The sequence below is a fragment of the Flavobacterium sp. genome (genome assembly GCF_017985075.1).
Taxonomy (GTDB): Bacteria; Bacteroidota; Bacteroidia; order Flavobacteriales; family Flavobacteriaceae; genus Flavobacterium.
On the sequence record NZ_JAGNYF010000026.1, the window covers coordinates 1 to 20,217 of the forward strand.

At 29.0% G+C, this 20,217-nt stretch carries 19 protein-coding genes, 1 tRNA gene and 2 pseudogenes; 14 read left to right on the forward strand and 8 right to left on the reverse strand.

What is annotated here, in order from left to right:
* A pseudogene (locus KA468_RS06615) lies at positions 1-152 on the forward strand (pyridoxal phosphate-dependent aminotransferase); the annotation flags it as partial.
* Positions 153-213: 61 nt separating this feature from the next.
* On the opposite strand, the pseudogene KA468_RS11095 reads toward KA468_RS06615, so the two are convergent.
* The 4 genes and pseudogenes from KA468_RS11095 to msrA all read right to left on the reverse strand — a co-directional run bounded on the left by KA468_RS11095 (position 214) and on the right by msrA (position 1,881).
* Positions 214-486 (reverse strand): annotated as a pseudogene (locus KA468_RS11095) (type II toxin-antitoxin system YafQ family toxin).
* On the reverse strand, positions 486-680 hold the full coding sequence (locus tag KA468_RS06625) for a hypothetical protein (RefSeq protein WP_291242152.1): 195 nt from the start codon (positions 678-680) through the stop codon (positions 486-488). Before KA468_RS06625 ends, KA468_RS11095 begins: the two are co-directional and overlap by 1 nt.
* Positions 681-757: 77 nt before the next feature.
* Complete coding sequence (locus tag KA468_RS06630) at positions 758-1,057, reverse strand: hypothetical protein (protein WP_291242153.1); 300 nt, start codon at positions 1,055-1,057, stop codon at positions 758-760.
* Positions 1,058-1,242: 185 nt separating this feature from the next.
* Entirely contained in the window at positions 1,243-1,881 is a 639-nt protein-coding gene (gene msrA / locus KA468_RS06635; RefSeq protein ID WP_366933130.1) for a peptide-methionine (S)-S-oxide reductase MsrA, read from the reverse strand.
* Positions 1,882-2,003: 122 nt separating this feature from the next.
* Here msrA and KA468_RS06640 point away from each other — a divergent pair, with 122 nt between their 5' ends.
* The 8 genes from KA468_RS06640 (at position 2,004) to KA468_RS06675 (ending at position 10,484) form a co-directional block, all read left to right on the forward strand.
* On the forward strand, positions 2,004-2,672 hold the full coding sequence (locus KA468_RS06640; RefSeq protein ID WP_291242179.1) for an ABC transporter ATP-binding protein: 669 nt from the start codon (positions 2,004-2,006) through the stop codon (positions 2,670-2,672).
* Between the two features lies 1 nt (position 2,673).
* On the forward strand, positions 2,674-3,438 hold the full coding sequence (locus KA468_RS06645) for a TIGR02757 family protein (protein ID WP_291242154.1): 765 nt from the start codon (positions 2,674-2,676) through the stop codon (positions 3,436-3,438).
* Positions 3,439-3,515: 77 nt separating this feature from the next.
* Positions 3,516-4,271 carry a LytTR family DNA-binding domain-containing protein gene (locus KA468_RS06650; RefSeq protein WP_291242155.1) on the forward strand — a complete coding sequence of 252 codons (756 nt, stop codon included), beginning with the start codon at positions 3,516-3,518 and terminating at the stop codon, positions 4,269-4,271.
* Positions 4,249-7,281: a histidine kinase gene (locus KA468_RS06655; protein ID WP_291242156.1), complete on the forward strand. Its 3,033-nt coding sequence runs from the start codon at positions 4,249-4,251 to the stop codon at positions 7,279-7,281. The genes KA468_RS06650 and KA468_RS06655 overlap by 23 nt, the downstream gene beginning before the upstream one ends.
* A 100-nt stretch (positions 7,282-7,381) precedes the next feature.
* The gene (locus KA468_RS06660; RefSeq protein WP_291242157.1) at positions 7,382-8,026 is read left to right on the forward strand and encodes a porin family protein; all 645 of its coding nucleotides are present in this window, start codon (positions 7,382-7,384) and stop codon (positions 8,024-8,026) included.
* 50 nt (positions 8,027-8,076) lie between these two features.
* A complete protein-coding gene (locus KA468_RS06665; RefSeq protein ID WP_291242158.1) occupies positions 8,077-9,102 on the forward strand; it encodes a hypothetical protein in 1,026 nt (341 codons plus the stop codon).
* Positions 9,103-9,177: 75 nt separating this feature from the next.
* Positions 9,178-9,795 carry a hypothetical protein gene (locus KA468_RS06670; protein ID WP_291242159.1) on the forward strand — a complete coding sequence of 206 codons (618 nt, stop codon included), beginning with the start codon at positions 9,178-9,180 and terminating at the stop codon, positions 9,793-9,795.
* 77 nt (positions 9,796-9,872) lie between these two features.
* Positions 9,873-10,484: a hypothetical protein gene (locus KA468_RS06675; protein ID WP_291242160.1), complete on the forward strand. Its 612-nt coding sequence runs from the start codon at positions 9,873-9,875 to the stop codon at positions 10,482-10,484.
* A 104-nt stretch (positions 10,485-10,588) separates the two neighbouring features.
* Here the strand turns inward: KA468_RS06675 and KA468_RS06680 are convergent.
* Both KA468_RS06680 and sucC read right to left on the reverse strand, forming a co-directional pair.
* A tRNA-Ala gene (locus KA468_RS06680) sits at positions 10,589-10,662 on the reverse strand.
* 69 nt (positions 10,663-10,731) lie between these two features.
* Positions 10,732-11,925 carry an ADP-forming succinate--CoA ligase subunit beta gene (gene sucC / locus KA468_RS06685; protein WP_291242161.1) on the reverse strand — a complete coding sequence of 398 codons (1,194 nt, stop codon included), beginning with the start codon at positions 11,923-11,925 and terminating at the stop codon, positions 10,732-10,734.
* 208 nt (positions 11,926-12,133) lie between these two features.
* On the opposite strand from sucC, the gene lysA reads away from it, so the two are divergent.
* A complete protein-coding gene (gene lysA / locus KA468_RS06690) occupies positions 12,134-13,339 on the forward strand; it encodes a diaminopimelate decarboxylase (protein ID WP_291242162.1) in 1,206 nt (401 codons plus the stop codon).
* A gap of 40 nt (positions 13,340-13,379) precedes the next feature.
* Here lysA and pafA read toward each other — a convergent pair whose 3' ends face one another.
* A complete protein-coding gene (pafA, locus tag KA468_RS06695; RefSeq protein WP_291242163.1) occupies positions 13,380-14,990 on the reverse strand; it encodes an alkaline phosphatase PafA in 1,611 nt (536 codons plus the stop codon).
* Between the two features lie 96 nt (positions 14,991-15,086).
* Between pafA and KA468_RS06700 the strand changes: the two genes are divergently transcribed.
* Positions 15,087-16,142: a Fic family protein gene (locus tag KA468_RS06700; RefSeq protein WP_291242164.1), complete on the forward strand. Its 1,056-nt coding sequence runs from the start codon at positions 15,087-15,089 to the stop codon at positions 16,140-16,142.
* Positions 16,143-16,151: 9 nt separating this feature from the next.
* Here KA468_RS06700 and KA468_RS06705 read toward each other — a convergent pair whose 3' ends face one another.
* Positions 16,152-16,793, reverse strand: a complete 642-nt coding sequence (locus KA468_RS06705; RefSeq protein WP_291242165.1) for a protein-L-isoaspartate(D-aspartate) O-methyltransferase — start codon at positions 16,791-16,793, stop codon at positions 16,152-16,154.
* A gap of 188 nt (positions 16,794-16,981) precedes the next feature.
* Between KA468_RS06705 and KA468_RS06710 the strand changes: the two genes are divergently transcribed.
* The 3 genes from KA468_RS06710 to KA468_RS06720 all read left to right on the forward strand — a co-directional run bounded on the left by KA468_RS06710 (position 16,982) and on the right by KA468_RS06720 (position 20,156).
* Positions 16,982-17,947, forward strand: a complete 966-nt coding sequence (locus KA468_RS06710; protein WP_291242166.1) for a Gfo/Idh/MocA family oxidoreductase — start codon at positions 16,982-16,984, stop codon at positions 17,945-17,947.
* 35 nt (positions 17,948-17,982) lie between these two features.
* A complete protein-coding gene (locus tag KA468_RS06715) occupies positions 17,983-18,873 on the forward strand; it encodes a 3-hydroxyacyl-CoA dehydrogenase NAD-binding domain-containing protein (RefSeq protein ID WP_291242167.1) in 891 nt (296 codons plus the stop codon).
* 65 nt (positions 18,874-18,938) lie between these two features.
* Positions 18,939-20,156: a DUF1015 domain-containing protein gene (locus KA468_RS06720; protein WP_291242168.1), complete on the forward strand. Its 1,218-nt coding sequence runs from the start codon at positions 18,939-18,941 to the stop codon at positions 20,154-20,156.
* The last annotated feature ends 61 nt before the right edge of the window (positions 20,157-20,217 follow it).

Genomic DNA, 20,217 nt, shown 5'->3' on the forward strand with positions numbered 1-20,217 from the left:
GCGAAACGGTTATGGTAGCTCCGGCAGCCGGCTTCTACTCTACTCCAGGTGTTGGATTAGATGAAATAAGAATGGCTTATGTTTTGAAAAAAGAAGATTTAATTAAATCGGCACAAATATTAAAAGAAGCATTAAAGGTTTATAAAGATTAAGTTTCTATTTAAATAAAATAAAAATCCCGCTAATTGCGGGATTTTTTTATGTTTCTATATTTTAAAACAAATCACTATGGGTGCCTGTATTGGTGAATAAAAGAGTTAGTTCTTGATCATTTTGCATCCAAATTAAAAGCCAATCTTCTTTAATATGACATTCCCAACAATTTTCATAGTTCCCAGATAATTTGTGAGGCTTTTACTTTTCAGGTAATTTTCCTGTATTTGAAAGAATAGAAATTACTTTTTGTACAAGTTCCATATTATATCCTCGTTTTTTGCAAAGTTTTAATTCTTTTTCAAAACGATTTGTAGTAATAATAGTGTACATTAACTCAAAACCTTTTCAAAAAGGTCATTTGCATCTTTATATTTTTTAACACGACCTTTTTTAACATCTTCCAAAGACATTTCTATAGCCGATTTTTTTATAACGGTTTTAAAAACTCCAATAGATAAAATATAATCAATTGTTTTTTTTGCAATTGGATTTTTAGCGTCGAATATTAAAGTTATTTCTGCCATAATATTAATTTAATCATACAAATATACAAAAAATTGAATATGCTGTAAAACAGCAAATTATTATTTAATTGAAAATACTATGCTTCTTTTCTAATTATATAGGTGTAAAACCAAGTAATCGTAAACGTTGGAATGATATCTGTAAACGGAATTAACTCTTCAATAGCACCAAACAAACCTGCAATTTTTCCAACGGTGCCTTTGTACATTACAACCAAAAGTAATCCTGAGATAGGTGCCCATATGATATCCAAAGATTCTGCAAAAACAGGCACGATATAGGACAACATTCCAATACCATCAAAAATAAGACTTAGTATCAGCTTTGTTTTTTTGTCGCTTTTATTTACAATCGTTGGTTGAGGTTCCTGATTCATATTTTTATGATATTTTATTGAATACTAAGATACAAATTTATTTCAAAAACTGATAGCTATCACAATAATTAAAACACATAGGAACATAGAAAGGGTTATAATAAATTAATTAGCTTCGCTATAGATAGAAAACATAGATTGGCAATCTTTTTACTTTTACCCTTTACTCAAAACCTTTCACCCTATTATTTCAACTTACTCTTATAATACTTTCTCAATTTATCTAATTTCGGTGCGATAACATACTGACAATAGCCTTGCTCTTTGTTTTGATTGTAATAATTTTGATGATAGTCTTCCGCCGAATAAAAAACACCCGCTTCTTCAATTTGTGTAACAATTGGATTTGCGTATAATTTTTCTTTTTCAATCAATTGAATGTAAGCTGTTGCTTTTGTTTTCTGTTCTTGAGAATGATAAAAAATCGCACTTCTATACTGAGTTCCCACATCAGCACCTTGTTTATTTAACGTAGTTGGATCGTGAGTAGCAAAAAATATTTCTAATAAATCTTCATACGCCACTTCTTTCGGATTAAATGTAATTTGAATGCCTTCCGCGTGTCCTGTAGTTTCGTTACACACTTCGCGATAAGCTGGATTTTTAATAAAACCGCCCGTAAAACCAGAAACAATTTTCTCTACTCCTTTTACTTCTAAAAAAACGGCTTCTGTACACCAAAAGCAACCTCCGGCAAACGTTGCCACTTGTACACTATCATTCATAATTTCTTTTTTAACCTCCATTTTTTTATCTGTTAGTTGTGTTTTATTTCCACACGAAAAAAAACTCAAAACAGTACTTACTAATACAATATAATTCATCTTTTTTTATCAAATTTAGACAATAATACTTTACGATTAGCCAATTTAACGTTACTTTTAGATTTGTACAGCAAAGATTTTAATATTCACAAATTCTTTGTTTCTTTGTACAAATTGATATGATGATTAAAGCGAACAATATTAATAAACATTATGGAGATTTACACGTTTTAAAAAATGTAAGTCTGCAAATCCAAAAAGGCGAAATTGTTTCTATCGTAGGACCTTCGGGTGCTGGAAAAACAACCTTATTACAAATTTTAGGCACTTTAGATGTATTGGATAAGAAAGACAATACGTCCAGTTCTTTATTAATTAATGAAACTTCAATTATCGATTTAAAAGATACTGAATTATCTAAATTTAGAAATTTAAATTTGGGTTTTATTTTTCAATTTCATCAATTATTACCAGAATTTACAGCGTTAGAAAACGTTTGTATTCCTGCTTTTATTGCGAATAAATCTAAAAATGAAGTAGAAACAGAAGCCAAAAAACTTTTGGATTATTTGGGATTATCGCATCGTATCAATCACAAACCAAATGAACTTTCTGGTGGAGAACAACAACGTGTGGCAGTAGCAAGAGCTTTAATTAATAAGCCCGCTGTAATTTTTGCAGATGAACCTTCAGGAAATTTAGATCATATTTCGGCAGAAAATTTACATCAACTGTTTTTTAAATTACGAGACGAGTTTGGTCAAACATTCGTAATTGTTACTCATAATGAAGATTTGGCAAATATGGCCGATAGAAAATTAGTAATGGTTGACGGTGTGTTACAAAGCTAAGATGACTACTGAAGAATTAAAAAGTTTTTTAGACGAAAAAGTACTGTTGTATAACAATAAAAATTTTATTGATTCGGATCCTGTTCAAATTCCGCATTTGTATGCTCAAAAAGAAGATATTGAAATTTCTGGATTTTTAGCCGCAACAATTGCTTGGGGAAATAGAAAAATGATTATCTCAAATTCGCATAAACTTATGCAAATTATGGGAAATTCACCTTATGATTTTGTAATGAATCATAAAGAAATCCATTTAGAGAAATTATCTAATTTCGTACATCGTACCTTTAATGCTACTGATGCTGTTACTTTTATAAAAGCGTTACAACATATTTACAAGAACAATCCCGATTTAGAAAGTGTATTTTCTAAACATATTGAAAATAATTCGACTCAAAAAAGCATATCCGAATTTAAAAAAACCTTTTTTGAAATTCCACATTTACCTCGGACACAAAAACACATTTCAGATCCCTTAAATGGTTCAGCCGCCAAAAGAATTAATATGTTTTTACGTTGGATGGTACGAAATGATGCGAATGGTGTGGATTTAGGGATTTGGAAAACCATTCCTTCAGCTGCTTTATCTTGTCCGTTAGACGTACATTCGGGTAATGTTGCAAGGAAATTATTGCTGCTAACTCGAAAACATAATGATGCAAAAGCCTTATTTGAATTGGATACTAATTTAAGAAAATTAGACACCAATGACCCTGTAAAATATGATTTTGCTTTGTTTGGGTTAGGTGTTTTTGAAGGGTTTTAATTTCGGTTACCACATAAATCTAATCGTTTACTAATTGAATTGATACATATTCAATAAAAATAAGTAGTATTGCAAGTATGATTAAGACTATAATAGTTGATGATGAAATCAACGCTCGAGAATTTTTAGAGAAACTTTTGATACGCTATTTTCCAGATAAATTCATAATTTTGGATAGATGTAAAAATGTTGATGAAGCGTTAATAGCTATTGAAAAACATAATCCCGATTTGGTTTTCTTAGACGTTCAAATGCCAAAAAAAAATGGCTTCGAATTAATTAAGGAGTTGAAACAAGTTAACTTTGAAATAATTTTTACTACAGCACATGCTCAATTTGCAATAGATGCAATCAAAATCAATGCATTAGACTATTTACTTAAACCGATAAATTATATCGATTTATTAAGTGCAATTAAACGATTTGAAAAGAAAAGTGCTCAAATAAAAAACGATGCAAATCTTAGATTATTAATTAAGAATATTGATACAGGAAGCTCTGGATACAAAAGTATTGCATTCCCAACGGAAAGCGGATTTGAATTGATAAAAGTGAACTCCATTTTATATTGTGTTGCGGATAATAATTATTGTAATATTATTTGTTTAGATGGTACAAAAACAACTCTTTCAAAATCATTAAAACACGTTGAAGTAAGTTTACCAACCGATATTTTTCAGAGAATACATAAATCGTATTTAGTAAACTTAAATTATGTTTCTCGCTTCAGCAAAACGAACGACCTTTTAGTTGAACTAACTAATGGTGAAAATTTACCAGTATCCATCCGAAAAAAAGAAGCTTTCATCAATGCTATTCTCAATAAAAAGTAAATTATTAATTATATTATTAAGTTTTTCAATTGTAAGTTTCTCTCAAACTATACCCTGTAAAAACATAACCATAAATGATGGTTTACCAAGCAACAATATCAAATGTATATTTAAAGATAGCAGAGGTATTTTATGGATTGGAACAGAAGATGGACTTTGTAGTTATAACGGTAAAGATTACAAAATATTTAATCAAAATAATGGCTTAAAATACAATAATGTATGGTCAATAACAGAAGATAATGACCATAACTTGTGGTTTTCTTTCTATGGCGATGGGATTGCCAAGTACAACGGAAAAAAATTTCAATACTTCAACACTAAAAATGGACTCATCCACAATAGTGTACGAAAACTGCATTATTCTAAAAAATTCAATTGTTTATTAATAGGTACGGAAAATGGATTAAGTCTGTTTGACGGAAAAAAATTCAAATCTTTTATTGAAAAAACTCCTATTGGTAAATTTCAAGTTATGGGAATTAATGAAGACGAAAATCGAATTTTAATTTCAGTCAATTGGCACAAAACATTTAGTCTGAATTTATATAATGATATTACAAAGGCAACATTAAAAGAATCATTTAAGCCCATACAAAGTTTTTCATCATTTATAAATAACAATATCTATTATAGTGGCGGTTCAGAAAATTCTTTATATCAAAGAAATTTAAAAACCAACTTTATTAGTATTCAACCTTCAAATAAAATTTGGGATTTCGCATCTGATTCTAATAATACTATTTATGGTGCTTCTTGGAATGTAACTGACCCAAATGGTGGTTTATATAAAATTTCACAAGGCAAGCTAGAAGATATTACAAAAAAAGCGAACATTACATCCACTTCATTATGGTGTTTGTACTTTGATAAAAAAACAGACCAACTTTGGGTTGGCTCAACTGATAAAGGATTATTTATAGTAGATTTAAGTAATAAAATTAAAAAGCTAGAACCTAATTATTTTCGTTTAAAAAAACTCGAAATTCAATCATTATATAACAGTAAAGACAATATTACTTGGATTGGAGCTAGAGATAATATAATTCTATTACAACCCGATGGGAAATATTTAATTTGGAATGAAAAAGCTATTTGGAATAAAGTTGATCGTTACTTCAATGGTAAAAAAACATCTAAATTAGAAAAATCTAAATATGATGAATTTAAATCTCGAAAAGGATTTACTTGTTTTAATTGTGAAAATGACAAAGAAGGTAATGTCTGGATTAATAGTACATTAGGCGTATTTTGCTTTAATAAAAAATTAAATTTAAAATATTATAATATAGGCATGGGTAATGGTGGAAATATTGCTTTCAATGACAATGACGATGTTATATACACTGCTTTTTACAACAACACCTACTTGTTTAAAAATAAATTTGAATGGGATTTTTCCAAACCCGTATCAAATACAAACAAAAACACACCAAAAAATATACTAAAAATAGCAAAAGGACAGAATAGCATTTGGTTTGGTTCCTATCTTAATGGATTATTTAGATATACAAATGGAACATTTTATTCGTTAAATGAACAAGGATTATTTAATGAAAAAAATATTCGGGATTTAATCATTGACAAAAATGGAAACCTAGTTGTTGGTACTAATTTAGGAAATGTATATGTTCTTAAATTTATTAATAATAAAATAACTACAGTTGCAAAATTACGCTCGAACAAAGAAATTATTGGGAATACCATAACATTTATTGAAGAGGTAAAAGGTTATTATTTTATTGGAACAAACAAAGGAATCAATATTGTCAAGAATAATAAACTTTTGAAATTATTAGACAAATCTGAAGGACTAACAGATTTACAAGTTAATGATTGTACAAAGAATAAAAATGGTGATTTGGTTTTAGCAACAAATAATGGGCTAATAACCTTTAGTACCAAAAAAATCCTTCAAAATGAAAAATATTTTAATTCTAAAATAGAAATCAATACTATTAAAATCAACGGAAACGATTCACTGTTTTTAAAAAAATCAGATTTTGGAATACTTAGAAACTCATCAATAAAGCTCAAATATTTTCAAAATGACATTGAAATTTATTTTTCAACCAATAATCTTTATAATGCTGATAAAAATGTATACCGATACAAAATAGAAGGATTAAATGATAATTGGAGTGAATTTGAAAGCAATAATAAAATTAATTTAAGAGGACTTCCAAATGGAAAATTCAAAGTCATAATTGAAGGTAAAAATTTAGGTACAGGACAAATATTAAAATCAAAAAGTTTGATTATTGAAATTTTCCCTCCTTTCTGGAAAACAACAATTTTTATTTGTACTGTAATTATTTTTTTAAGTATCATGATTTATCATATTGTAAGAATAAGAATTAAAAAAATAAAAAAACATTCCGAAATTCAAAACAACTTCAACAAACGATTAGCTGAAACCAAAATGGAAGCATTACAAAGTCAAATGAATCCCCATTTTATTTTTAATGCTATGAATTCGATTCAAAATTTCATAATAGATAGTAAGACGGATGATGCTCTACTTTATATGGGAGAATTTTCGAAATTAATCCGACAAACTTTAAATAATTCATCCAAACCATTAATAAAATTGGTAGATGAAATTCAGTATTTGAAAACCTATATTAACATTGAACGGATGCGTTTTCCATATGGAATAGAATTCAATTTAGAAGTTGACAAATCAGTTGATATTAATAAAATCAAAATTCCACCGATGCTTATACAGCCATTTATAGAAAATGTTTTTGTACATGCTTTTGATTCTGATTCAAAAGGGTCAAAATTAAACGTACAATTTTCATTAGTAAATGGAGAAATACATTGTAAAATCTCAGATAATGGAAATGGAATAGACAAATCTAAATTAAATCATATTCACGAATCTAAAGGCATCAAATTGGTTCAAGAACGCATGGATTTGTTTCAAAACAATAAAGAGAACATTGTCATCTCATCCGAAATAAATAAGGGAACAATCGTATTATTAATTTTCAAAATTACTTCATAATTTATCGGTTACCATTGAAAAGTCTACGGTAAGAAATCGTTATCAATTTGGATTAACTTAAATATTAATTTTACTAATTATTAATTTAAACTAATTTAAAATGAAAAAATTATTATTTTCAGCTATTTTATTAGCAACAGGAATTGTTAATGCGCAAGAAATAAAATACGGAGCAAAACTAGGTCTAAATATTTCTAATTTTTCAGGTGATGTTACCGATTCCAAATCGTTAATAGGAGCTCAATTTGGAGGATTTGCAGAGATCAAAATTTCAGATAAATTTGCTTTTCAGCCAGAATTGTTATTTTCGATGCAAGGAGCAAAATCAAAATATACTGAAACTTATCTTGGTGATACTTACAGTGAAGAATCAAAAACAAAATTAAATTATTTGAATATACCAGTATTGGCTAAATACTATATAGCAGACAAGTTCGCCGTTTTAGCCGGACCGCAATTTGGTATATTAATGAGTGCTAAAGAAGATTATGATGTTTCAGAAACTTATTCTGGCATTACTGATAGTTACTCTGAATCTGTAGATGTTAAAAACTTTTACAAATCATTAAGTTTAAGTTTTAATTTAGGTGCTAGTTATTCATTTACAGATAATTTATTTGTTGATGCAAGATACAATTTAGGATTATCTAGTATTACAAAAAATTATACTGATGAATTTGGAGATAGCTATTCATCTGATATCAAGAATAATGTTATTCAACTTTCTGTAGGTTATAAATTTTAAACAAACTTGAAAACTGCCTTAAATGGCAGTTTTTTTTTAATAATATAGTTATGAAAAAAAATATTATAATTTTATGTGTTTTATTATATATTGTTTCTGGATGTAGTGAAAATTCAATTTCTGAAGAGGATAATCCATCATCGACAAACTGGACACTACTTAGTAAAACAGGACGTGATATTTGTTCAATTGGTAATTATGTGTTTTGTGTATCTTCAAATACTGGAATATATAGATCAAATGATAATGGAGACACTTGGAGTACTGTAAATAATGGATTAAATCTCACTAATACTGAAAATATTAAATTATTTGAAAACACTGGAATATTATATGCTTCAATGACTATTCATAATAGTGTTTTAACTTCAACTACAAAATATTATAAATCTATAAATAATGGAGATACTTGGGTTCAAATTTGGCAAAATTTAAATAAACAGCCAGAAGATATCAAAATCATTAATAATGTAATATTTGTATGTTCAGGTCCTTATATTTATAAATCTATTGATAATGGAGTTAATTGGACAGAATCTAATTATATAAGCTGGAATTCTGCTAACAGAATAGTTTCAGATGGCTCTAATTATTTTTCTTATAATTTTAATACGTCACATGAAAATCAAATTCATAAATCAAATAATGGTAGTGATTTTGTCGAATTAAATAACATGAATGGATTCCAAGAATATGATTGGCCTAATCAACATTGTTCAATAATTACTATAGGTGAAAAAATTTATATATCTACAAATTATCAAGGTGTACTAATGTCTAATGATAGTGGTATTAGCTGGAATGCGCGTAATAACGGATTAACAAGTACATCTGGTGCACTCAATTTTGTTTCAAGCATCTCATGTTTTTATTCTAATAATACAAAATTATACGCTGGTAGTTGGAATAGGGTTTTTGCTTTTAATTCTAGCAATGAAAGCTGGATAAAATTAGGTGGGAACTTAAATATTGATGATGTTAATGAACATGTCCCTGTATTTTCAATAACCAAAAACAATAATTATTATTTTGCATCAACAGGAAGTAGTGGTAAAATATACAGATTATCGATATAAATAATTTTAATATTCGAAATAAATTTAATTAGTAATTTAATAAGCCTCTAAAAGCTAGTTTTTTAATTTAATAGTATGAAAAAAATATTTTTTTTATTGACACTAGTGTCAATTATATTTACGGGTTGTAGTTCTGAGGATGATAGTAATAATTCCCCAATAAATAATGAAATTAGTATGAAATTTGAGATTGAAGGCGGTCTTAAATTTACCAGTAAAATTCCAAATACAGACTTAAACGAGGCTTGTGGTTACTCAAGTTACATAAATAATAATGGTTCAAAAACACACGAAATTATAGGCTTAATTAATAGAGAAGGTTCAAACCCATTATATCTTCAAGATGCAATTATGTTTTCAATTAAGTTTACAACATCTGGAGATTTGCAAACTAATCAAATAATTCAAATGAGTGGCATAAATTCATTCTCGGTTTTTTTACCTTATAAAAGCGAAGACAACTATAGCCAAACAAGTAATGCTTGTAATAGTTTACAATTAGAACAAAAAGCAACTTCAACAGGTTTTGTAAAAATTACTCAAATTACTAGTAATTATATTTTTGGAGAATTTCAACTTAATAATTTGTTGAATGTTGGAGGCACAAATATTGTTAGTGGAAACCCTTGTCCAAATTATCCAAACCAACAGAACTATAATTTAATTAACGGAACTTTTCAAGCTTTAAAATAATTTATTTTACACAAAGCTTTAATAAACAATTTAAACTTCAACAAGAATTTTAATTTTTTAACATTATGAAAAAAAAGATGTTTTTTTTAATAGGACTAGTATCTACTATTATAATGAGTTGTAGCTCAGAAGATACTAATGAAGATAATAATAATAATAATAATAATAATAATTTAAATAATTTATTTCTTAAAATAAATGTAAGCGGTCAACAATACGAAAAAGAAGGCTTATTTTTTACAGGATTTAGTGGAGAAGAAAATTGTTTAAATAATGGCGATTTATTTCTTCAATATGTTGGACAAATTGAAACTTCAAATTTGTTCATTGAATGTAATTTTGTTCACTTTGAAAATTTTATAGATTATAGTAATCCACAAAAAAATATTGTCACTTCTACAAGAATGACCGATATAAACGATTTATATGAAATGAATTTTAATGAAGATGCATGTAGCAAAAACAATGATTTTTCATTGGTCTTTGAAGATAAAGGAACAAATCAGTTTTTAAGATTTAAACCAAACACGCCAAAAGTTCATACTATTACAAATGTGGTATTTACAAATGAAACTGCATCTGAAAAATTTTATATTGTAGAGGGAAGTTTTAATTGTATATTAATAAAAAACAATGTTGATATTCCTATTAATGGTAATTATAGAATCAAAATTGGTGTTTTAAAATAAATAAATCTATAAGTAAAAAAAGACTTGATTAAAATCAAGTCTTTTTTTTTAAATTTAGCCATCAATTTTCTACTCCAATAAAAGAATGTTCAAATTTAGTGCAGTGGAGAATACCGGATTCGAACCGGTCGCCTCTACGCTGCCAGCGTAGCGCTCTAGCCAAATGAGCTAATCCCCCTTTATTTTTCAAATATAAAAAAAATCCCGACCTAAGTCGGGATAAATATATAAAATAAAAATAATTTTATTAAGATAATGCTGCTTTTACTTGGTCAGCTGCTTCTTGAAACTGAACTGCTGATAAAATTGGCATACCTGAATTGTCAATTAATTCTTTTGCAATTTCTGCGTTTGTACCTTGTAAACGAACAATAATTGGCACTTTAATAGCATCACCCATATTTTTATAAGCATCAACTACACCTTGTGCTACTCTATCGCAACGTACAATTCCACCAAAAATATTAATTAAAATAGCTTTTACATTCGCATCTTTTAAAATAATACGGAAAGCGGTTTCAACACGTTTTGCATCTGCAGTTCCTCCTACATCTAAGAAGTTTGCAGGTTCAAAACCAGCGTATTTAATTAAATCCATAGTAGCCATTGCTAAACCAGCACCGTTTACCATACATCCAACCGTTCCATCTAAATCTACATAATTTAAACCAACTTCTTTCGCTTCAACTTCAATAGGATTTTCTTCACGAACATCACGCATTTCAGCTAAATCTTTATGACGGAATAAAGCATTATCATCTAAATCAACTTTAGCATCAACTGCGATAATTTTGTTGTCTGATGTTTTTAAAACTGGATTAATTTCAAACATAGTAGCGTCTGAACCAATATACGCTTTGTATAAAGCATCTACAAATTTTACCATTTCTTTAAATGCCTCACCTGATAAACCTAAATTAAAAGCAATTTGTCTTGCTTGAAATCCTTGTAAACCAACTGAAGGATCAATTTCTTCTGTAAAAATTAAATGTGGTGTATGTTCAGCCACTTCTTCAATATCCATTCCACCTTCTGTAGAATACATAATCATATTACGACCTTTACCTCTATTTAATAAAACAGACATATAAAATTCTTTCGTTTCAGATTCACCTGGATAATATACATCTTCAGCAATTAAAACTTTATGAACTCTTTTTCCTGTTGGAGGTGTTTGAGGCGTAATTAAATCCATACCAATAATTTGACCCGCTATTTCTTTAACTTGATCTAAATTTTTAGCTAATTTAACTCCACCACCTTTTCCACGACCACCTGCGTGAATTTGAGCTTTTATTACATGCCAACCTGTTCCGGTTTCAGCAGTTAATTGTTTTGCTTTTTCAACAGCTTCTTCTGCATTATTGGCCACATGACCACGTTGTATGCGCACGCCATAGCTTGCTAATATTTCTTTACCTTGATATTCGTGTACGTTCATAATTATGTATGAGTTAATCTTGTTTAAAGTGGGACAAAAATAATAAAGTAATTGGTAATTGACTAATTTTATTCTTATTTTTAAAATTAAATTTGATAATTTAGTATAGCTATTGTTATAATTATAACATTTTGTTATTTAATTATTTTATTTGTGTAATAATTTTAGTTTGGAAATTATCTAAACTACTTTTACAAAAAAAATAAAAATGCAAAATACAGAATTATTACAAGTAGCACAAGAATTTGGATGTCCATTATATGTGTACGATGCCGAAAAAATTAAATCACAATATAATCGATTAACGAAAGCTTTTCATAAGATTGAAAATTTTAAAATTCATTATGCAGTAAAAGCACTGTCAAATGTTTCTGTATTAAAATTATTAAAAAATGAAGGCTGTGGATTAGATACAGTTTCTATTGAAGAAGTGATGCTTGGACTTCATGCCGGTTTTCAACCTAACGAAATTATGTATACCCCAAATGGCGTTTCTTTTGAAGAAATTGAAAAAGTTGCCGAAATGGGTGTGCAAATAAATATTGATAATCTTTCGATATTAGAACATTTTGGCACTAAGCATCCTACCATTCCAGTATGTATTCGAGTAAATCCGCATGTTATGGCTGGAGGAAATGCGAATATTTCTGTTGGACATATTGATAGTAAATTCGGAATTTCTATTCATCAATTGCCTCATATTATTCGAATTGTAGAAAATACAAAAATGCATATCAATGGTATACATATGCATACAGGATCTGACATTTTGGATGTGGAAGTGTTTTTATATGCTGCCGAAATTTTATTTGAAACTGCCAAACAATTTAAAAATCTTGATTTTATTGATTTCGGAAGCGGCTTTAAAGTGCCATACAAAAAAGGTGATATTGAAACGGATATTGAAGAATTTGGTAGAAAATTAAGCAAGCGCTTCCTCGCCTTCGAAAAAGAATATGGTAGAAATTTAACTTTAGTATTTGAACCTGGTAAATTTTTAGTTAGCGAAGCAGGTGTTTTTTTAGCGAAAGTAAATGTTGTTAAACAAACTACTTCAACAGTTTTTGCTGGTGTTGATACCGGTTTTAATCATTTAATTCGACCGATGCTTTATGGAGCAGAACATCACATAGAAAATATATCAAACGCAAAAGGAAAAGAACGTTATTATTCTGTTGTAGGCTATATTTGTGAAACGGATACTTTTGCAACAAACAGAAGAATTTCAGAAATTCATGAAGGTGATATTCTAAGTTTTAAAAATGCTGGTGCCTACTGTTTTTCAATGGCTTCTAATTACAATTCACGAGTAAAACCTGCTGAAGTATTATGGAAAAATGGCTCAGCACATTTAATTAGGCAACGAGAAACTTTTGAAGATATTTTAAGAAATCAAGTTGAAATTGAAATGTAGAAAACATAAAAAAAGCACTGAAAACATCAGTGCTTTTTTATTATTTATTTAAAACTTCTTCTAAAACTTCAGATTGAGTACCATTCGGCATAGTTATCTTTAACTTTTGTGCTAAAGTTGGCGCTATTTGCGTAATTGTTTTTTTATTGAACGATTCTCCTTTTTTGATTTTCCATCCATAAAACAGACAAGGCACGTGTGTGTCATAAGAATATGGTGAACCATGTGTTGTTCCTGTAGATGAGTATTCCATAAAACCAGGCTTAAATAACAAGACTAATTCCCCGTTTTGTTTTGGATCGTAACCATTTGAAATAATTTGTAACAATTGATTATTTGAACCTGAATTTTGAATTTCTTCTTCTGTAAAAACATTACTAATAAAGTTTTGCGTAAGTAAAAACGCTTTAAATTTTTGTTTTACTATATTTAAATCCAATCCTTTTTGATTTACTTTTTCTTTATTAATAAAAATATTGAAATTTGAATAATCTAATAACAAATTTTCGCCAAATGTTTTTTGAGAAAAATCGATTATACTTTGTTGTATGTTTTTACTATTTAAACTTTCTACCTCGTATTTATTGTCTTTTAAATATGTAGCATTTTCAGCACCCGCATGATCTGCTGTTAAGAAAACTAAATAGTTTCCTTTGCCTACTTTTTCATCTAAATAAGTTAAAAAATCGGCTATTGTTTCGTCCAAACGTAAATACGTATCTTGTAATTCAATAGAACGCGGGCCTAAAACATGACCTACATAATCAGTAGATGAAAAACTCATCGTAAGAAAATCTGTAATCTCATCTGCACCCATTTTCTCATTTTCGATAGCTCTTTTTGCAAAATCTGCAATTAAATTATTGCCGTATGGTGTAGTCCTTAAAACTCCGGCATCATTATTTGTAAACATTTCTTTCGTATCGTATGGAAAAAAAGGCGTTTTCTTAAATAATTTTCCTTCGTATGGATTATTATCGTTTAAACTTTCGTTGTAAATTTCTTTTGGTTTAAATAAATCCCAACCTTTTTCAATATATTTAATGTAGTTTTTTTCCTCATTAAATTGAATCGTCCAGTCTGGTAATTTATTTCCATAAAAAGAACTCGAGATAAAATTTCCTGTTTTAGTATACCAAAACGCCCAATCTGCAAAATGCCCCGCTGGTAAAATAGCCCCTCTATCTTTAATACTGATTCCAATTACTTTACTTTTAAAGTTGGTAGCCAATTTTAATTCATCTGTAATAGTTGTGCTAAAAAGATTTTTTGGCGACATTTTTCCTTCAGATTCTGTTCCTTCAACTAAAGTGCTAACGGATGCATCATCAGTACAATACATTTCTTTGCCAGTAGCTTTATTAAACCAATCGTTACCTACAATTCCGTTTACATTTGGTAAAGCACCAGTAAATATGGCGGCATGCCCTGGAGCTGTATAAGTAGGCATGTAATTGTAATGCATGTTATGAAAGGTGAATCCTTTTGCCATTAATTTTTTAAAACCATTGTTTGAAAAATCATTTGAAAAACGATATAAATATTCCATTTTCATTTGATCTACAACAATTCCAACTACCAATTTTGGTTTATCTTGTGCGTTTAAAACAAGACTGAATAAAATTAAAAAGAAATATAAATATTTTTTCATAAAATAAATTTTTCACAAATATATGTAAAAAATGGGTGAAATATTTTTTCAGAATAAAAAATATGACTAAATTTGTCATGACAAAAAAGATAAGTAATGAAAAATATATTAAGAAACGCCAGATTAGAAAATCAATTACGAACAATTGATGTTGCAATAGCGCTTGATATTGATCAATCTTTAATCAGTAAATATGAAAATGGTTCAAGAAAACCAACCAAAGAACAACTGCTAAAATTGTCAGAAATTTTACAATTAAATTACGAAGACTTATTAATTACTTGGCTTAAAGAACGAATTTATGACGAAATTGGTCAGGATGAATATGCTTTAAAAGCAATGATGATTGCTGAAGAAGAAATTAGATATTATGCATCATTTAAAAGACAGAAATTATCTGACGATTTAGAAAATATTCTTTTAAAAATAGATGAACTAAAAAAAGAATTAGATAGATACAGAGATTACGATAGTTTTAGAATTACTCAAGCTTTAGAATTAGAATATACTTTTGAAAGCAATAAAATCGAGGGCAATACTTTAACCTTACAAGAAACAGATTTTATAATTAACGAAGGGCTTACTATTTCTGGAAAAAGTATGCGTGAACATTTAGAAGTTTTAAATCATAATGAAGCTATTGATTACATAAAAGATTTGGTTCAAAACGAAATTTCAATTTCTGAAAGACAAGTTATGTCTATTCATAATTTAATTCTAAGAGGTATTTATCCAGAAGATGCTGGGAAATATAGAAAAGTACAAGTAATGATAAAAGGGAGTAAACATATGCCACCACAACCTTTTTTGGTTGCAAAAGAAATGGAAGAGCTCTATTTATGGTACTTTGAAAATAAAAAAAGATTGCACCCAGTAATTTTAGCTGCGGAAATGCATGAAAGATTGGTTTGTATTCATCCTTTTATTGATGGAAATGGTAGAACATCGCGCTTGTTAATGAATTTAATTTTACTTCAAAATGGTTATGTTATTGCAAATATTAAAGGAGAATTAACTTCCAGAATGAAATATTATAACGCTTTAGAAAGTTGTCATGCAGAAAAAAATAAAGAAAACTTTTTATTATTTATTGCACAAACAGAACTTGATTGTTTAGAACGCTATATTTCAATTTTAAAACCGTCAAATTAATTGGCGGTTTTAATTTTTATTTTCTAATAAGGGTACAAATTTAAAATCTCCATATTCGGTTTTTTCAAATTGTGTTTCGTTTTTCCTTATCAATAAAGTCATTATTTGTTCTGTTTTTCCAACAGGAATCACTAACCTACCACCTATTTTTAATTGCGACATTAATGCCTGAGGAATTGATGGTGCACCTGCTGTTACAATAATACTATCAAAAGGAGCTTCTTTTTCTAAACCAATATAACCATCGCCAAAAACAAATAATTTTGGTCTAAAACCTAAAGTTGGTAATAATCTTGATGTTTTTTTAAATAATTCATTTTGTCTTTCAATCGAATAAACTTTTGCGCCTAAAGTTACTAAAACAGCTGTTTGATAGCCACTACCTGTACCGATTTCTAAAATTTTATGATCTTTTTCTATTTGTAGTAATTCACTCTGAAATGCTACTGTATAAGGTTGAGAAATCGTTTGACCAGCTCCAATAGGAAACGCTTTATCTTGATAAGCAAAATCCTCAAAACTAGAATTCAAAAATAAATGACGCGGTATTTTGCTGATAGCTGCCAAAACATTTTTATCTGTAATTCCTTTTTCTTCTAACTGTTTTACGAGTTGATTTCTAAGCCCTTGATGTTTGTTAGTATCTTTCAATTTATGGTGTAAATTAGTGATGTAAAATTAGATGGAATTTTATCAAAAACAAAAATTAAATTCCAATTTATTATAAAAAATTTTAATCTAATGTTATCGTTACAATATTTGAATTTGAAATTTTTAATATTGATATTTCTTAATTGGTATTTCTTATTTTATTACTATTTTTGATGAAATTTATTTTTATGTTAAAAGTCGGAGTTTTAGGTGCTGGTCACTTAGGAAAAATACATTTACGATTATTAAATCAGTCAGAAAAATACGAATTAGTAGGCTTTTTTGATCCTTTTGAGGAAAACGCAAATAAAGTTGCTGCAGAATTCGGTTATAAAAAATTTGATTCTATAGAAAGTTTAATTGCCGCAGTTGATGTAGTAGATATTGTTACTCCAACGATTCAACATTTCGAATGTGCCAAAATGGTTATCGAAGCTGGAAAACATATTTTTATAGAAAAACCAATCGCTACAACAGTTTCTGAAGCAGAAGAAATTGTGGCTATGGCAAATAAATATAACGTTAAAGGTCAAGTCGGACACGTTGAACGTTTTAATCCAGCTTTTACTGCTGTTAAAGATATGATTGACAAACCGATGTTTATTGAAACGCATCGCTTGGCAGAATTTAATCCGCGTGGGACAGATGTTCCTGTGGTTTTAGATTTAATGATTCACGATATTGATGCAATATTAAGTGTAGTGAAATCTAAAGTAAAAACAGTAAATGCCAGTAGCGTTGCCGTAATTTCTGATTCTCCAGACATTACAAATGCGCGTTTAGAATTTGAAAATGGTTGTGTGGCGAACATAACAGCGAGTAGAATTTCTATGAAAAATATGCGTAAATCACGTTTCTTCCAAAAAGATGCTTACATTTCTGTAGATTATTTAGATAAAATTTGCGAAGTGGTTCGAATGCAAGACGCACCAGAAATTCCGGGCGATTTTGATATGATTTTACAAAATGCAGAAGGTGTGAAAAAACAAATTTATTTCGATAACCCTAATGTAAATCCAAATAACGCTATTTTAGACGAATTGGAATCATTTGGAGATGCAATAAATAATAACACTACGCCTATTGTAACTTTAGAAGATGGAACAGAAGCATTGCGTGTTGCGTATCAGATTATTGATTCAATTGGAAAGTAAATTAGTTAAATTAACAAAAAATATATAATTACACAATGAAACAAATAGCCGTAATAGGATCAGGAACAATGGGCAACGGAATTGCTCATACATTTGCACAAGCAGGATTTACCGTTAAATTAATTGATATTTCTGAAAAATCATTAGAAAAAGGAATGGCAACTATTGCCGCTAACTTAGACAGAATGGTTACTAAAGGAAGTATCACAGAAGAAGACAAACACAAAACCATTTCAAATATTATCACTTATACGGATATTAAAGATGGCGTTGTGGGTTGCGATTTAGTTGTGGAAGCTGCAACAGAAAATGTAACGCTAAAAATGAATATCTTTAAGCAGTTAAGTGATATTTGCGACCATAATGTAATTTTAGCATCGAATACGTCTTCAATTTCAATTACTCAAATTGCAGCGCAAGTAGTTCATCCAGAGCGAGTTATTGGAATGCATTTTATGAATCCAGTGCCGATTATGAAATTAGTTGAAATCATTCGTGGTTACTCTACTTCTGTTGAAGTGACTAAAATTATTATGGATTTATCGGTAAAATTAGGTAAAACACCAACCGAGGTAAATGATTATCCAGGTTTCGTAGCCAACAGAATTTTAATGCCAATGATTAACGAATCTATTGAAACGTTATATAACGGTGTGGCGGGCGTATCTGAAATAGATACAGTGATGAAATTAGGAATGGCACATCCAATGGGACCATTACAATTAGCTGATTTTATTGGTCTTGACGTTTGTTTATCTATCTTAAACGTAATGTATGACGGATTTAAAAACCCTAAATATGCACCTTGTCCGTTATTAGTAAATATGGTAATGGCAGGGAAATTAGGTGTTAAATCTGGTGAAGGATTCTATGATTATACGGAAAGTAAAAAAGCTGAGAAAGTTTCTAAACAATTTTCTAAATAAAGTGAAAAGTGATTAGTAATTAGTGAATAGCTAGTTACTAATCACTAATTACTAATCACTTAAAAATGGCAAAAATAATCCCTTTTAAAGCAGTTCGTCCATCGGCAGATAAAGTCGCATTGGTAACTTGCAGAACCTATGAAGAATATAGTTCTGCTGAGCTTGCGGCTTGGCTAAGTTTCAATCCGTATTCGTTTTTGCACGTGATTCATCCCGCGTATGCGAATACTCAAAAGATTACTTTAGACAAGCGTTTTAAAGGTGTTTTGCATAAATATCAGGATTTTAAAAACGAAACTATTTTAATTTCCGAAGAACAACCTGTTTTTTATTTGTACGAAATACAAACCAAAAGTCAAACATTTACTGGAATTATCGCAGGAACTTCTGTGGAAGAATATCAGAAAAATCAGATTAAAAAACACGAAGACACCTTACAATATCGCGTAGAATTATTTAAAGATTATTTGCATCAAACGGGTTTTAATACCGAACCTGTTTTGATTACCTATCCCGATTCTGTTGAAATTAATACGTTTATTGCTTTACGAAAAAAGAGCGAACCCATTTATGCTTTTGCCACTCCAAATAAGGAAAAACACACGTTGTGGAAGATTGAAACACAATCAGAAATAGATTGGTTGCAAGAGCATTTTGAAAACATTCCGAATTTATATATTGCCGATGGACATCACCGCTCGGCCTCTGCTGAATTGTTATACGAACAAAACAAATCGCTAAATAACAAGAATTTAAATTATTTTATGAGTTTTTTAATTGCAGAAAGCAATGTGAAAATTTATGAATTTAATAGAATTATTCGCGATTTAAATGGTTTATCAAAAGATGAGTTCATCACTAAATTATCGGATAATTTTATCATCAAACCAAAAGATCAAGAATTGTGGAAACCACAAAATAAATTTGAATTTGGAATGTATTTAGATGGCAGTTTTTATGCGTTGTTTTATAAACAATCTCAAAAAGCGACTTCTGTTTTAGAAAATTTAGATGCACAAATTTTATACGATACGGTTTTACATCCCTTATTAGGAATTGAAGATTTGCGTAACGACGAACGCATTGATTACATTCCAGGAAAACAAAGCGTTTCTGTAATTAAAGATTTAATAGATGAAGGCGAATACGAAGTGGGTTTTATGCTCTACCCTACCAATATGTCTGAAATTAAAACAATTGCCGACAATAATTTAATTATGCCTCCTAAATCAACCTACATTGAACCAAAGTTTAGAAGTGGTTTGGTTGTTTATGAATTATAAATTTATTTACGAATTACGATTTTGGATTTACGAAGTTTAACCACAATCTTGTCATGCTGAA

Coding starts and splice junctions, on each gene's coding strand:
- KA468_RS06625 (WP_291242152.1), bottom strand. CDS start 680: ATGGCAGAAATAACTTTAATATTCGACGCTAAAAATCCAATTGCAAAA.
- KA468_RS06630 (WP_291242153.1), bottom strand. CDS start 1,057: ATGAATCAGGAACCTCAACCAACGATTGTAAATAAAAGCGACAAAAAA.
- msrA (WP_366933130.1), bottom strand. CDS start 1,881: ATGAATTATATTGTATTAGTAAGTACTGTTTTGAGTTTTTTTTCGTGT.
- KA468_RS06640 (WP_291242179.1), top strand. CDS start 2,004: ATGATTAAAGCGAACAATATTAATAAACATTATGGAGATTTACACGTT.
- KA468_RS06645 (WP_291242154.1), top strand. CDS start 2,674: ATGACTACTGAAGAATTAAAAAGTTTTTTAGACGAAAAAGTACTGTTG.
- KA468_RS06650 (WP_291242155.1), top strand. CDS start 3,516: ATGATTAAGACTATAATAGTTGATGATGAAATCAACGCTCGAGAATTT.
- KA468_RS06655 (WP_291242156.1), top strand. CDS start 4,249: ATGCTATTCTCAATAAAAAGTAAATTATTAATTATATTATTAAGTTTT.
- KA468_RS06660 (WP_291242157.1), top strand. CDS start 7,382: ATGAAAAAATTATTATTTTCAGCTATTTTATTAGCAACAGGAATTGTT.
- KA468_RS06665 (WP_291242158.1), top strand. CDS start 8,077: ATGAAAAAAAATATTATAATTTTATGTGTTTTATTATATATTGTTTCT.
- KA468_RS06670 (WP_291242159.1), top strand. CDS start 9,178: ATGAAAAAAATATTTTTTTTATTGACACTAGTGTCAATTATATTTACG.
- KA468_RS06675 (WP_291242160.1), top strand. CDS start 9,873: ATGTTTTTTTTAATAGGACTAGTATCTACTATTATAATGAGTTGTAGC.
- sucC (WP_291242161.1), bottom strand. CDS start 11,925: ATGAACGTACACGAATATCAAGGTAAAGAAATATTAGCAAGCTATGGC.
- lysA (WP_291242162.1), top strand. CDS start 12,134: ATGCAAAATACAGAATTATTACAAGTAGCACAAGAATTTGGATGTCCA.
- pafA (WP_291242163.1), bottom strand. CDS start 14,990: ATGAAAAAATATTTATATTTCTTTTTAATTTTATTCAGTCTTGTTTTA.
- KA468_RS06700 (WP_291242164.1), top strand. CDS start 15,087: ATGAAAAATATATTAAGAAACGCCAGATTAGAAAATCAATTACGAACA.
- KA468_RS06710 (WP_291242166.1), top strand. CDS start 16,982: ATGTTAAAAGTCGGAGTTTTAGGTGCTGGTCACTTAGGAAAAATACAT.
- KA468_RS06715 (WP_291242167.1), top strand. CDS start 17,983: ATGAAACAAATAGCCGTAATAGGATCAGGAACAATGGGCAACGGAATT.
- KA468_RS06720 (WP_291242168.1), top strand. CDS start 18,939: ATGGCAAAAATAATCCCTTTTAAAGCAGTTCGTCCATCGGCAGATAAA.